A 13,822-nucleotide genomic window follows, 5' to 3' on the forward strand; every position below is an offset into this window, starting at 1 on the left:
ATAAGTTTTTTCACCAAAAGAGGGGAGAAGATAAAGTACATGCGGGATGCAAAAATCAGTTCGCTCCTGCCGCAAAATGCGAATATGATACGCTGAGCAACCGAGTCTTTTGGCTTTCGATATGAAAAAGCATATCAATTACATTTGAATTGATATGCTTACTGGATAAATGAACGCCCTACCATCCACGATCATATTGTTTAGGAGGTTCGATTGCCGTTCCTAATTCTTTTGCCGCGGTTTTAGGGAAATAAGGGTCACGTAAAAGTTCACGTGCTAGGAAAATGAGATCTGCGCGATTATTTTGCAAAATTTCCTCAGCTTGAATTCCGGTTGTAATTAAACCGACTGCGCCTGTCGGGATGTCTGCTCCATGTTTAATGGCTTCTGCAAAAGGAACTTGATAACCTGGATATGCATGAATTCTTGCAGGTACAACCGCTCCAGAGCTGACATCGATCAGGTCGACTCCTTGTTCTTTCATCCACCTTGAAAGTGTGACATAATCCTCCGGTGTCATTCCATCTGGATGATAATCAGACGCTGATACTCTAACAAATAGTGGTCCATTCCAAACTTCTTTCACCGCTTCAATAACTTCCCGTAAAAAACGGTAGCGATTTTCGGCGGATCCGCCATATGGATCGGTTCGTTTGTTGGAAAGAGGGGATAAAAATTCGTTTATTAAGTATCCATGGGCAGCATGGATTTCAACCACATCAAAGCCTGCTTTTTTTGCTCTTAAAGCTCCTTGTTTAAAAGCCTCAATTACATCATGGATATCTTCTCTTGTCATTTCCTTCGGTGTTTTCATGTTTTCGTCAAAAGGAATTGCGGACGGCGCCAAAATTTCACCTTCTACAGTTGCTTTGCGGCCAGCATGTGCAAGCTGGATTCCTGTTTTGCTCCCATAGCTCTTGATTTGCTTCGTTAATCGAGATAATCCCTCAATATGATCATCACTCCAGATTCCAAGATCCTTTGATGAGATGCGTCCCTGAGGTGTTACTGCGGTTGCTTCTTGAATAATGAGTCCAACTTGCCCAACTGCTCTGCTGACATAATGGGTAATGTGAAAATCCTCGACTTTTCCATCTTCGTTTTCACTTGAATACATACACATCGGGGCCATGACGATGCGATTTTTTAAAGTCAAATCTTTAATTGAGTAAGTAGAAAATAACTTTGCTTGCAAATGGATTACCTCCTTTGTTAGATATGTTAAAAGTATAACAATGGAAAGAGAAATTCAAAAAATATATGCTTATTTTAAATTTAGGCCATTGTTCAACCATATAGTATCGTTGATAAAATGCTAAGAATGAATAATAGATTAAAACCTTTTTCTTGATTTAACCGTGCTATAATTAATAAAAAAACTTGGAGTGATTTTTAATGGAAGATACATTAAAAATAATCCTCAATGAATTAAAAGAACTCAATGAAGGTCAGCAAGAAGTCAAGGAATTTCAGCAGGAATTCAAAGAGTTTCAACAAGAATAAAAAGTATTTCAGCAAGAACTTAAGAAAGATATTTCAAGTATTAAAGATAATCTCATCAATGGTCTTGGTCCCTATTTTGAGCAGATAGGGAAACATATCGATGAGCAGAAGCAGAACTTAAAATTACATTAGAAGATCAACAACTGTTGATTGATACTCTAGCAGCTCGTTCTGTGAAGCATGAAAGCGAAATAAAAGATTTAAAACGCATACTGAGAAATCAATAAGGCTAGAAACTGTTTTTTGACACAAAAAGGAAGGCAATCATTTGCTAACTTCCTTTTCTCTTTAGCTGTTTTCGTATTAAGTGGGTAGGGAATAGCGATTGGTATTCCCAGTGCATGTCCGATAGCCAAGTTTGTTATCTTATGTCCGCTTCTCTTTTTCAAGCTCTTCCGCTAATGTAAGACCAAGTCTTTTTGATTGAGAGGTAGCTTCTTTAATACATTGAATAAAAGCTTCCTGGACTTGATGTTCTTTTAAAATTTTTAACCCTGCCTCGGTCGTACCACCAGGACTCGTTACTTCTCTTCGGAGCTGCTTTGGCGGCTTTGTCGTTCTCGAAACCATTCCAGCTGCTCCAATTAACGTTTGCACAATGAGTTTCTGTGCCAATTCTCCGTTAAGTCCGATTTCAACTGCACTTTTTTCCATTGCTTCAATTAAATAATAAATGTAAGCTGGACCACTTCCTGATAGTCCAGTGACTGCATCCAGCTGCTTTTCTTCAACATAAACGGTAAGTCCAACGGTATCAAACATTGTTTTGATTAAATTAATTTGTTCTTCTGTAGCAATGGAATTAGCAGCAAGGGCAGTTGCCGATTGTCCGATCGCAGCAGAAGTATTTGGCATTGCCCTAACGATTGAAACCGATAGCTCGGTAAGCATTTCAATACTTTTAATCGAGACTCCAGCAAGCATGGAGACGAGAAGTGTTTCATGATTTAAATAAGGTTTTATTTGCTTTACTGCTAAAGCAACATCCTTTGGCTTCATCGCTAAAAGAATGACGTTAGCATCTTGAAGCATTTCTTCAAAGTTGTATGTTGGATTTACCCCGTATAGTTTATGGAGTCGATTTAGCTTTTCTCGGTCGCTGCGGTTCGTCACCCAAATTTGTTCGCCTTTTATAAATTGTTTTTCAACCATGCCGGAAATTAAAGCCTCAGCCATCGAGCCGGCCCCGATCATTGCGATTTTTTTCATGTCATCCTCTCCTTATCTATAAAAAAACCCTTTCATCCTCTAAAGGACGAAAGGGTTGCTTCCGTGGTACCACCTTTGTTCATCTAGCACAAGCCAGATGATCTCATATCCGTTAACGCCGGCAGACGGTTAGATTTGCTAACAGCTCGTGAGGTAGGTTCAATGGTAAGCGGATGGTGAAGCCTTTCAGCCGCTGAGCTTCACTCTCTTTTCATCATTTTCCATTTACTGGTCCTTAGTCATTGCTTTGTATAAATATTAATAGAGATTATGCAAGATCAAGAGCTTGTCTGTCAAGTATGATTATGAAAAAAATTAAATTTTATATAATATAAGCTGAATCGAATTTACCATGGTCAACCTCAAGTTAGAACAACGACATTTACTTTGTGCAAAATTGTTGGTTATAATTTGAATCTATTGTACATGATCAAATATGTGAAAATAATGACAGTTATTGAAAGTGAAGGTAAACTAATGATTGTATACGTTTATATAATGAATTATTAAGTATGGGAAAATAATGTTTAAGGAGATTAAATGATGACGGAATGGAAAGATGGTATTGCCAAATTAATTTTGCCCACTCCTTTTCCAGTTGGAGATGTGAATGTGTATGTCATTAAGGGAGACCTGTTAACATTGGTAGATGTTGGACCGAAAACAGATGAGGCTTGGCAGGCATTGAACGAACAGTTAAAAGAATTGGATCTGCAACCAGAAGATGTGGAGCAGGTTGTGCTAACCCATCATCACCCTGATCATGCAGGTCTACTCGATTATTTTTCACCTTCTCTTCCAGTATATGGACATCGATTAAATAATCGATGGTTGCAGCCAACGGAAAGCTTCTTAACTGAAAATGACCAGTTTTTTATAAAATCGTTTCGCGAATTCGGGATTCCAAAGGATTATTGGCGACTGGCAGGGGCGATAAAGAAGGAATTGAAATATTCCTGCAACCGTTTATTGACCGGCTTTCTAACAGAAGGAGATTCACCGCAAGGATTATCTGATTGGAAGGTCATTGAGACGCCAGGTCATGCTCAAAGTCATATTGGCTTATACCGGGAAAAGGATGGCTGTTACATTGGGGGTGACCACCTGTTAGCCCATGTTTCCCCTAATCCAATATTAGAACCACCAATATCAGGAAAGAGTGACCGACCGAAGCCGCTTCTTCAATATAATGCTTCTATAAAAAAATTGTTGGATATCCCGATGAATCTTGTCTATTCAGGTCATGGTGAAGACATCTTACATAAAAATGAATTGATTCATCACCGTTTAACCCAGCAGCATGAACGGGCAAAAAAGGTTAAGAAGATGCTTGAGAAAAATGCATTGACCATTTTTGAAGCATGTCAGCTCCTTTTTCCAAAAGTATATGAACGCCAGCTTTCACTCACAATGTCAGAGACCGTTGGACAGTTTGACTATTTAATGGCCGTGAAGGAAATAAGGGAAAGCAGTGAAAATGGTGTATTTCGATATTCAGTAAGTTGAGGTGTGGAAATAGTGACATTAACCAATCAAAACATCGTTATTACCGGTGCTTCTTCAGGTATTGGTGAAAAAGTAGCAAGGATGGTGGCGGAAAGGGGAGCTAGACCTATTTTGCTCGCCCGTTCAACAGAGAAGCTTGCTGAAATATGTGAACAGGTGAATGAAAGAACAACTGTTGGAGCGTTCTATTATCAGTTAGATGTTAGTAATGTTGAAGAAGTCAAAATCGTTTTTCAAAAAATTCTTCAGGAAGTAGGCCATATCGATATTCTTTTAAATAACGCTGGCTTTGGCATTTTCGAATCGCTTCAAGAAGCGAATTTTGCAGATATTGAAAAAATGTTTCGTGTGAATGTTCTTGGGTTAATCGCCTGCACGATGGAGGTTTTGCCTGTTATGATAAATGCGAACCGCGGTCATATTATTAATGTTGCTTCACAGGCAGGTAAGCTTGCTACGCCGAAGTCGAGCGGTTATGCTGCGACAAAGCATGCTGTCCTCGGTTTTACAAACAGCCTGCGGATGGAACTGTTAAAAACAAATATTTTTGTATCTGCTGTTAATCCCGGTCCAATTGAAACGAATTTTTTTAGCATTGCTGACAAATCTGGGAATTATGTGAAGAATGTAAAAAGAATGATGCTGAAATCAGATTATGTGGCCGAACAAATAATCAAATTAATGATGAATCCGAAGCGTGAATTAAATTTACCACGATGGATGAATATGGGAAGCACTCTTTATAATTTGTTTCCTAATCTAGCTGAAAAACTGACAGGGAGTATATTCGACAAAAAATAGCTTGGGAATTTCCATGCTTTGAATTGGGGTATGGTCATTGAAAGAGAGGATTTTAAAATCATTAATGAAAATAGAGGAAGACTATCATGTGAAGATTCTCTATGCGGTTGAATCGGGAAGTAGGGCGCGGGATTTTCCATCAAAAGATAGCGACTATGATGTTCGCTTTATCTACGTCCATAGAATGGAGGATTATTTAGCGATCGATCAAATGGGGATAGGAAAAAAACGAGATGTGATTGAATTGCCGATTCATAACTTATTGGATATAACAGGCTGGGAACTTACTAAAGCATTGAGATTATTTAGAAAATCAAACCCTCCATTGATGGAATGGCTTCATTCTGGAATCGTGTATTATCAAGCGTTTTCGACCATTGAGCAGATGAAGGAGCTCAGTGAAGAAATCTTTTCTCCTAATACATGTTTACATCATTATTTAAATATGGCGAGCGACAATTTTCGAAAGTATTTGCAGGGGGATGAAGTGAATATAAAGAAATATTTTAATGTCCTCCGCCCAGTTTTGGCTGCTCAATGGATTGAAAAATATAATCAATTTCCGCCTTTGGAATTTCCGCAGTTATTGGAGTCTCTTATACCTGCTGGGGAATTAAAAACAGAGATTAAAATGCTGCTGAAAAGAAAAATGAGCGGGGAAAAACCTGCTCTTGAACCAAAGATTGATATCATAGTCGATTTTTTAAATGAGGAAATCTTGCGTTTAAGTGATTATACACGAACAATCAATGTCAATTCCCCAGATTGCACACCTAAACTTGACCATATTTTCAAAAAAACTCTTAAGGAGGTCTGGAGCTAAATGAAAGAAGCTTGTTACTTTTGTTCAGCAACAAGCTTTTTCGTGTATTTCTGCTTTATGACTCCCTCTGTTTCACCACTTCCCAGTACAATGCTTGGATGAACTTTTTGATGTTTATTCGGGGAACTTGATTTTCTACTTGGTAGCCTAGCTTTAATTCATACATTTTGAGCCTTACTTGTGAAAAATCGAAAAACTTCGATGCATATTGCTCGAAAATAGGGTTGGTGTAGTCATCCAATCCGAGAGCTGCTATATGATTTAAAGAATGATGAATGGCTCTTCTTACTCTTTGTTCAGAGGCTTTGACCTCTTTTTGTAAATCTTCGCAGCCATTTCCATTCTTCTGTACGACCTTTTCAAACAATAATTTTAAAGAAGGAATGGTTGAGTACACATCGTCTTCGTTTTCAAATAATATTTCCATTATATCAATAATATCTTTATGTCCCCCGTCGGAAAGAATTCCTAACTCGGCTAGGATGCTTTGACATTCTGTTTGGAAACGAATGGACCTTTCTTTGACAACAGGCCGTTCTTCACCTTTTATCGATTGGAGAGAATCAATTTGACTTAAAGATGCCTGAAATCTGTGAATGGAATTTTCGAGAATAATTCTTTCGCTAACTTTTTTTAAAACATTAATGACTTCAAGCTTGTTAATCGGTTTCAAAATATAATAATCAATCCCGAGAGCGTAGGCTTCGCCGATTAATTCTTTAATTTCAACTTGTGAAAGCATCACAATTTTTCCTGTAAAATCAGGTGTAATAGCCCGGATGGTTTCTAGACCATCACGATGGGGCATTAGCAGGTCTATGAGAAGAATGTCCACTTTTTTTCTTGATAATAGCACTGTATCAATCTCTGAACCGTCTCTTGCTTCGCCGACAATCTCGCCAAAATGTTCATTTTCGATAATGTCAGATAAAATCATCCTTATCGAATCGTCATCATCAACAAGGAAAAATCTCATCGAAAATCACTTCCTTTCATTTTGTTGATTGGCAGAGAAATGACGAAGGTTGTGCCACTGTCTTTCTCTTGATCGACCAATTCTATCGTCCCCTCTATTTCTTCGATTACATTTTTTATATAGGTTAAACCAATTCCGTTTGATGGTTTTCCATTGCCTTCGAATTTTGTAGTAAATCCAGGTTGAAAGATTAATTTTCTATGTTTTTTCGCAATTCCCGGACCATTATCGGATACTGAAATGATTAAAAAGTCTTCATTCAGATTAACAGAAATGACAACTTCTCCTGAACCTTCAATTGCTTCAACAGCATTTGCGACAAGGTTGTTGATGATTGATAAAATCACATAGGTTCGATAGGGTGGATGACTTCCGTTAATAGATAGTCGAAAACGGATCTTTTTTTCTAAGAACAGGCTGTAATTATGATTAGAGGCTACAATGACATTGAGAATTTCTTCAATGTTCATATAATCAAGATTTGGCCCTTTATCTATTAATTTTGCCAGCCCAGAGAAAATCCGTTGATCATCTTTTTTTATTTCGTGCGTTTTTCCCGAAATAGAGAGAAGGTTTGTCGCAAATCGATGATTCTCCTTTTTTAATTCGATATATAACTCATATGATTCTCTTGTAAGATTTTCTGCATTTTGAATCGTTTTTGTCAGTTGGATCATTTCAACGTATAAATTAGAAACAAGAATCAGCATTTGTTCATTTTTTGCTCTTAGCTCAGCTTCTCCTTGCTTTGTCTTGCGCAATATAATGATATTAAAAAAGCCGAGAACAAAAAAGCTGCGAAGGATGGCAATGCTTTTAATCCACATAAAGGTACTGAATGACATTTCTTGTTGAAATATTAAATTTCGAGCCCCGATTTCGAGCATGCTGGCAGAAACCTCTGTAACGACCCCAAGTAATCCCATGATAAACGGAGCATGAAGAAACTTTTTTAGTCTTAATAAATAAAAGAAAAGTCCATATGTAAAGTAATAGAAAAAAACCGGTCCATGGAACCCCCATAGCGAAGCAATTGAACTGTCAACCATAATAGTGGTTCCGAGTTGTACCCGAAAAATAACGACTGACAGCCCCGTAAGAAACCCGGCGACTATTGGGTTAATCCTGTTCGACCATAGCAGAATAAAGAAAAAGACAGGAGTTCCCAAGCTAATCCTAATTTCCGTTTTTAAAGGATAAAAGTTGAATTCCCCTGCTATCGGAACAAGGATAATTAGCAATAAATAAGTTAAGAGTTTTCTATTCACTTCATTGATCCTTCCTTCGAGTAAAAACTCATATCGCTGTTTCTTTTCCTCTTTCATTGTAAAGGATCGTAAAAATGAATGTTCTATTAAAAATGACAAAATTATGTATATCTCGACCGGCGCTGTAACATATTGTAGATTTCTGTAGGTCGTCAATATGATGAAGATGAAGGTTATTAATAGCCTATATGAATAAATGTCATTCGAGACGGATACTTATGTGAAAATATTCACAAAAAGGTGGTGATGAAATATTTAAAGTAAAGCCATTCTTTAAATTGAATCATGATAGGAGGTAATCAATGATGCTTTGGCTCCAGTTAGTTATACTGCTCGCTTGTATTTTTATTGGGGCAAGACTGGGAGGTCTTGGACTTGGAGTTATGGGTGGTGTCGGCTTAGCTATCTTTGTATTTATTTTTGGTCTCCAACCAACTTCTGCTCCAATTGATGTCATGCTGATGATTTTAGCCGTTATAACAGCAGCCGGTACTTTGCAAGCTGCAGGCGGCATGGAGTATCTTGTCTATTTAGCTGAAAAGGCACTGCGGAAAAATCCGAAATATATCACCTATGTAGCACCAATGGTGACATATTTATTTACATTTTGTGCGGGAACTGGACATGTTGCTTACTCAGTATTACCAGTGATTGCTGAGGTTTCACGTGAAGCGGGGATACGACCAGAAAGACCTATGTCCATTGCTGTCATAGCATCCCAGCAAGCGATAACCGCTAGTCCGATTTCCGCGGCAACGGTTGCTTTGTTGGCGTTGTTAGCTGACTTTAATATTACGCTCACGGATATTTTAATGATCTGTATTCCATCAACTTTTATTGCTTGTATGATTGGAGCATTTATTGCTAGTAAAACGGGTAAAGAGCTGTCTGACGATCCGGAATATTTAAAACGATTAGAAGCGGGATTAGCGCCGATTAAAAAGGAAAAGAAAGCGTTTGTGGCAGATAAAAGCTCTAAGCTTTCTGTTGCATTATTCTTACTTGCCGCTGTTTTAGTTGTCTTCTTCGGTTCATTTGAGAATTTGCGTCCAGCTTGGGAGATTGAAGGTGAGCTGGAAAGAATGGGAATGCCTGCAACGATTGAAATCATCATGCTTACTGCAGCAGCTCTCATGATTATTTTTTGCAAAGTCAATGTTGAAAAAATTGTTTCTGGCAGTGTTTTTAAGGCAGGCGCTGCAGCAGTAGTGGCTATTTTTGGGATTGCCTGGATGGGAGATACCTTTTTCAGTGGAAATAGCGAGATGATCACAGGCTCCATTTCCGATTTAGTTACGTCTGCACCATGGTTATTTGCCGTCGCGCTATTTATCTTATCGATTCTTCTTTATAGTCAAGCTGCAACCGTTCGAACACTTATGCCTTTAGGAATTACGTTAGGGATTAATCCGGCACTGTTAATTGCTATGTTCCCAGCAGTCAATGGCTATTTCTTCATCCCGAATTATCCAACAGTTGTTGCAGCAATCAACTTTGATCGCACTGGCACAACTCGAATTGGAAAATATATTTTAAACCATAGCTTTATGATTCCTGGTTTAGTTTCAACAATTGGAGCAGTTACGATCGGTATTTTGCTAAGTTCCATATTGCTCTAGAGTTTCATGATAAGACTTCGCATTACATTGAATAGGAGTGGTATATATGTCTGATAATCTTGAAAAATTTCGCATTGAAAGGGATTTTTTAGGTGAAAAAAAAATTCCTGCTGACGCCTATTACGGTGTTCAAACGCTGCGTGCCGTTGAGAATTTTCCGATTACCGGATATCGCATTGATGAAGCGTTAATAAAAGCGATGGCAATCGTGAAAAAATCAGCAGCATTAGCCAATAATGCGATTGGGCAGTTGGATGAATCGATTACAAATGCAATTTTAACCGCTGTTGATGAAATATTGGAAGGGAAACTTCATGAGCAATTTATCGTTGACCCGATTCAAGGGGGAGCAGGAACTTCTATTAATATGAATACAAATGAGGTTATTGCCAATCGTGCCTTAGAACTGTTAGGCGAGGAAAAAGGAAATTACAGCGTCATCAGTCCGAATACTCATGTTAATATGGCTCAATCAACAAACGATGCGTTTCCTACAGCCGTTCATTTAGCAATTTTAATGACTTTAGAGAATTTGCTTAATGCCATGGATGGTTTGTATAAGGAGTTTTTGCAAAAGGCAGAAGAGTTCGATGGCATGATTAAAATGGGAAGGACTCATTTGCAAGATGCGGTTCCGATTCAACTAGGCCAAGAATTTAATGCTTACGCTCAAGTGTTAAAAAGAGATATTAAGCGCATTAGCAATACTAGAGAAAGTTTATATGAGGTCAATATGGGAGCAACTGCGGTTGGCACTGGTTTAAATGCTGACCCTGAATACATTGCCACTGTAAATAGTTACCTTGCCTTTTTTAGTGGCTATCCAATTAAAGGAACGCAAAATCTTGTTGACGGTACTCAAAATACGGACTGTTATTTGGAAGTCTCATCTGCCATTAAGAACTGTATGCTCAGTATGTCAAAGATTGCGAATGATCTGAGGTTAATGGCATCAGGTCCTAGATGTGGCTTTGGCGAGATAAATCTTCCTCCACGTCAGCCAGGTTCATCAATCATGCCAGGGAAGGTAAACCCTGTTATGGCGGAGGTGCTTAATCAAAGTGCTTTCCAAATAGCCGGAAATGATCTGTCCATCAGCATGGCTTGTGAAGCGGGCCAATTTGAATTAAATGTGATGGAGCCTGTCTTAGTATTTAATTTATTGCAATCCATTAAAATTATGACCAATGTATTTACCGTTTTTCGCAAGTACTGTATTAACGGTATTACAGCCAATACATCGGTTATGGAAGAGTATGTAAATAATAGCGTGGGGATTATTACGGCAATTAATCCTCATGTCGGCTATGAGGTGGCTGCATCGATAGCAAAAGAAGCGATTAATAGTAAACGTTCGGTGCGTGAAATCGTGTTAGAAAGAGGAATATTAACTCCTGATGAATTGGACATCATCCTTGCTCCAAAGGAAATGACTCATCCAGGCATTGCTGGAAAGGAGCTTCTAGTAAAAAACAATAAAAAGAGAGATTTCGCGCATAATTAATAGAATTGCATAAGTAGAATAGGTGCTTAAATTTGGCACCTACTCTATTTCTGTAGATTGATTGAAGGAGGCATTGGAAATGGGACAAGGTCTTACTGAGAATTTTTGGAGAAAACTTCATTCGTTATCTGGAGTCATTCCAGTCGGAGTATTTTTGACCTTTCATTTATTTTTAAATTACTCGGCAACATGGGGAGAAGCATCCTATAATGCAGCTTCTAGTTTTATGATGAATCTTCCTTTCAAAATTGTTTTAGAGCTTTTTGTAATCTTCATTCCTCTGGCATTTCACGCTTTTTATGGCGTTTATCTTGCTTTAAAATCCAAAAATAATGTAAATCGCTATCATTTTTTTCGAAATTGGAGTTTCTTTTTTCAACGCTTAACAGGGTTTATTGCTTTCTTTTTTGTGATTTGGCATGTTTGGGAAACAAGGGTGCAAGTTACTTTTGGATCTGAAGCCGGTTTTAGCATGATGCATGACATCGTCTCAAATCCGATATCGTTAATTTTGTACTTAATCGGTATTGTTTCTGCGGTCTATCATTTCACGAATGGGCTTTGGACGTTCCTGATTACATGGGGAATTACTGTTTCGCCACAATCGCAGAAAACCTTTCAATATATATCTATAGGCGCTTTTATCCTTTTATCATTCATTGGGATTCGAGCCATTTTCGCTTTTGTTTAATTTAAGGCTTTGTTAAACAAGATTGTTGATTGGGCTTATTTCTTGTGAAACCTTGGTTTCACAGACCTTTAAGGATAACTGAAAGGTTCTCTGAGCAAATGAGCCCAAAATCAATAACAACATATAGCAAGGCTTAACTTCAAAGCAGGAGGTTTCTGATATGCAAAATGGAAAAGTAGCGATCGTTGGAGGCGGGTTAGCCGGTTTAATGGCAACAATAAAAATCGTGGAAGCCGGAATGAAAGTAGATTTATTTTCACTTGTTCCTGTGAAGCGTTCCCACTCTGTTTGTGCTCAAGGTGGCATTAATGGTGCTGTCAATACGAAAGGGGAAAATGATTCACCATGGGAACATTTTGATGACACTGTCTATGGTGGAGATTTTCTTGCAAACCAGCCACCTGTTAAGGCGATGTGTGAGGCTGCCCCGAAAATCATTCATATGTTTGATCGAATGGGAGTGATGTTTAATCGCACCCCGGAAGGATTGTTGGATTTTCGCAGATTTGGAGGAACACAGCATCATCGTACGGCCTATGCAGGTGCGACAACTGGTCAACAATTATTATATGCGTTGGATGAGCAAGTAAGGCGTTATGAAGTAAAAGGTCTTGTGACAAAATTTGAAGGCTGGGAATTTGTTTCAGCGATTCTTGATGAGAATGGTGTATGTCGAGGCATAACCTCACAAAATTTAAGAACGATGGAAATAAAAGCATTTTCTGCTGATGCAGTTATTGTGGCGACTGGTGGGCCAGGAATGATTTTTGGAAAATCAACCAATTCAACTATTAATACAGGTTATGCAGCAGCTCGACTCTACCTGCAGGGTGCCACTTATGCAAATGGAGAGTTTATTCAAATTCATCCTACTGCTATTCCAGGCGATGACAAAAATCGTTTAATGAGTGAATCTGCTCGTGGAGAAGGTGGTCGAGTTTGGACGTATAAAGACGGAAAGCCTTGGTACTTTTTAGAGGAAAAGTATCCTGCCTACGGGAATTTGGTTCCTAGGGATATTGCGACAAGGGAAATTTTTGACGTGTGTGTAAATCAAAAACTAGGAATTAATGGCGAAAATAAAGTCTATTTGGATCTTTCTCATATTCCTGCGCAAGAGCTTGATGTAAAACTTGGCGGGATTATGGAAATTTACGAGAAATTTATGGGAGATGATCCACGCAAAATACCGATGAAAATATTCCCTGGCGTGCATTATTCTATGGGGGGATTATGGGTCGACTTTCACCAAAAAACAAGTATTCCCGGATTGTTTGCTGCAGGTGAATGCGATTATTCTCAACATGGAGCCAACCGCCTAGGGGCTAACTCTTTATTATCGGCTGTCTATGGGGGAATGGTAGCTGGGCCTGAAGCGGTCAACTATATTCTTGCTCAAAATCGGTCGGCTCAAGAGATTCCATCATCGATATTTGAACGGCAAGTGAGGGCAGATGAAGAAAACTATCAAGCTATTTTAAAAATGGATGGATCAGAGAATGCCTATACTCTTCATAAAGAACTTGGTGAAATGATGACGGACAATGTGACCGTTGTCCGAGAGAATAAAAAACTAAAAAAAACCTATGAGAAATTACAGGAGTTCTCTGAGCGTTACCACAGAATTAATATTGAAGATACGGCAAAATGGAGCAATACAAGCGCTTCATTTGTTAGACAGCTAGAAGGAATGATTCAGTTGGCAAAAGTGATCACTCTTGGTGCATACGCTCGTAATGAAAGTCGAGGCGCCCATTACAAGCCGGAGTTTCCAGATCGAAATGATGCAGAGTGGCTCAAAACAACAATGGCGAATTATAACGAGAGCAAAAACGAACCAGAGCTGTCTTATGATGAAGTAGATATATCCTTAATTGAGCCAAGAAAAAGAGATTATACAAAAGCGAAGGGAGCGAAGTGAG

11 protein-coding genes are annotated in these 13,822 nt (G+C 38.5%); 7 read left to right on the plus strand and 4 right to left on the minus strand.

From position 1 onward, the window contains the following. Positions 1-178 precede the first annotated feature (178 nt). Entirely contained in the window at positions 179-1,195 is a 1,017-nt protein-coding gene (gene namA, locus FCJ93_RS06950; protein WP_095306666.1) for an NADPH dehydrogenase NamA, read from the minus strand. Between the two features lie 674 nt (positions 1,196-1,869). Further along, on the minus strand, positions 1,870-2,712 hold the full coding sequence (gene proC, locus FCJ93_RS06955) for a pyrroline-5-carboxylate reductase (RefSeq protein ID WP_137743205.1): 843 nt from the start codon (positions 2,710-2,712) through the stop codon (positions 1,870-1,872). Positions 2,713-3,255: 543 nt separating this feature from the next. Here proC and FCJ93_RS06960 point away from each other — a divergent pair. From FCJ93_RS06960 to FCJ93_RS06970, 3 genes are read left to right on the plus strand one after another with little or no spacing between them, the layout of a single operon-like run. Beyond that, positions 3,256-4,218 carry an MBL fold metallo-hydrolase gene (locus FCJ93_RS06960; RefSeq protein WP_095306664.1) on the plus strand — a complete coding sequence of 321 codons (963 nt, stop codon included), beginning with the start codon at positions 3,256-3,258 and terminating at the stop codon, positions 4,216-4,218. Positions 4,219-4,227: 9 nt separating this feature from the next. After that, positions 4,228-5,019 carry an SDR family NAD(P)-dependent oxidoreductase gene (locus FCJ93_RS06965; protein ID WP_373315032.1) on the plus strand — a complete coding sequence of 264 codons (792 nt, stop codon included), beginning with the start codon at positions 4,228-4,230 and terminating at the stop codon, positions 5,017-5,019. Positions 5,020-5,056: 37 nt separating this feature from the next. Continuing rightward, on the plus strand, positions 5,057-5,842 hold the full coding sequence (locus FCJ93_RS06970) for a nucleotidyltransferase domain-containing protein (protein ID WP_137743207.1): 786 nt from the start codon (positions 5,057-5,059) through the stop codon (positions 5,840-5,842). A gap of 55 nt (positions 5,843-5,897) precedes the next feature. On the opposite strand, the gene FCJ93_RS06975 is transcribed toward FCJ93_RS06970, so the two are convergent. Both FCJ93_RS06975 and FCJ93_RS06980 read right to left on the minus strand, forming a co-directional pair. After that, on the minus strand, positions 5,898-6,818 hold the full coding sequence (locus tag FCJ93_RS06975; protein ID WP_095306661.1) for a response regulator: 921 nt from the start codon (positions 6,816-6,818) through the stop codon (positions 5,898-5,900). Next, entirely contained in the window at positions 6,815-8,086 is a 1,272-nt protein-coding gene (locus FCJ93_RS06980) for a sensor histidine kinase (RefSeq protein WP_095306720.1), read from the minus strand. Before FCJ93_RS06980 ends, FCJ93_RS06975 begins: the two co-directional genes overlap by 4 nt. Before the next feature lie 305 nt (positions 8,087-8,391). On the opposite strand from FCJ93_RS06980, the gene FCJ93_RS06985 reads away from it, so the two are divergent. The 4 genes from FCJ93_RS06985 (at position 8,392) to sdhA (ending at position 13,821) form a co-directional block, all read left to right on the plus strand. Then, positions 8,392-9,705 carry an anaerobic C4-dicarboxylate transporter family protein gene (locus FCJ93_RS06985; RefSeq protein WP_095306719.1) on the plus strand — a complete coding sequence of 438 codons (1,314 nt, stop codon included), beginning with the start codon at positions 8,392-8,394 and terminating at the stop codon, positions 9,703-9,705. Between the two features lie 46 nt (positions 9,706-9,751). After that, a complete protein-coding gene (gene aspA / locus FCJ93_RS06990; RefSeq protein WP_137743208.1) occupies positions 9,752-11,209 on the plus strand; it encodes an aspartate ammonia-lyase in 1,458 nt (485 codons plus the stop codon). Positions 11,210-11,288: 79 nt separating this feature from the next. After that, positions 11,289-11,900 carry a succinate dehydrogenase cytochrome b558 subunit gene (locus tag FCJ93_RS06995; protein WP_137743209.1) on the plus strand — a complete coding sequence of 204 codons (612 nt, stop codon included), beginning with the start codon at positions 11,289-11,291 and terminating at the stop codon, positions 11,898-11,900. Between the two features lie 160 nt (positions 11,901-12,060). After that, positions 12,061-13,821, plus strand: coding sequence for a succinate dehydrogenase flavoprotein subunit (sdhA, locus tag FCJ93_RS07000; RefSeq protein WP_095306658.1), 1,761 nt, complete (start codon positions 12,061-12,063; stop codon positions 13,819-13,821). Position 13,822 lies beyond the last annotated feature (1 nt).

Origin of the sequence: Robertmurraya siralis (assembly GCF_005502275.1) — a bacterium.
Classification (GTDB): domain Bacteria; phylum Bacillota; class Bacilli; order Bacillales; family Cytobacillaceae; genus Robertmurraya; species Robertmurraya siralis.

Coding starts and splice junctions, on each gene's coding strand:
- aspA (WP_137743208.1), top strand. CDS start 9,752: ATGTCTGATAATCTTGAAAAATTTCGCATTGAAAGGGATTTTTTAGGT.
- FCJ93_RS06975 (WP_095306661.1), bottom strand. CDS start 6,818: ATGAGATTTTTCCTTGTTGATGATGACGATTCGATAAGGATGATTTTA.
- sdhA (WP_095306658.1), top strand. CDS start 12,061: ATGCAAAATGGAAAAGTAGCGATCGTTGGAGGCGGGTTAGCCGGTTTA.
- FCJ93_RS06985 (WP_095306719.1), top strand. CDS start 8,392: ATGCTTTGGCTCCAGTTAGTTATACTGCTCGCTTGTATTTTTATTGGG.
- FCJ93_RS06960 (WP_095306664.1), top strand. CDS start 3,256: ATGACGGAATGGAAAGATGGTATTGCCAAATTAATTTTGCCCACTCCT.
- proC (WP_137743205.1), bottom strand. CDS start 2,712: ATGAAAAAAATCGCAATGATCGGGGCCGGCTCGATGGCTGAGGCTTTA.
- FCJ93_RS06995 (WP_137743209.1), top strand. CDS start 11,289: ATGGGACAAGGTCTTACTGAGAATTTTTGGAGAAAACTTCATTCGTTA.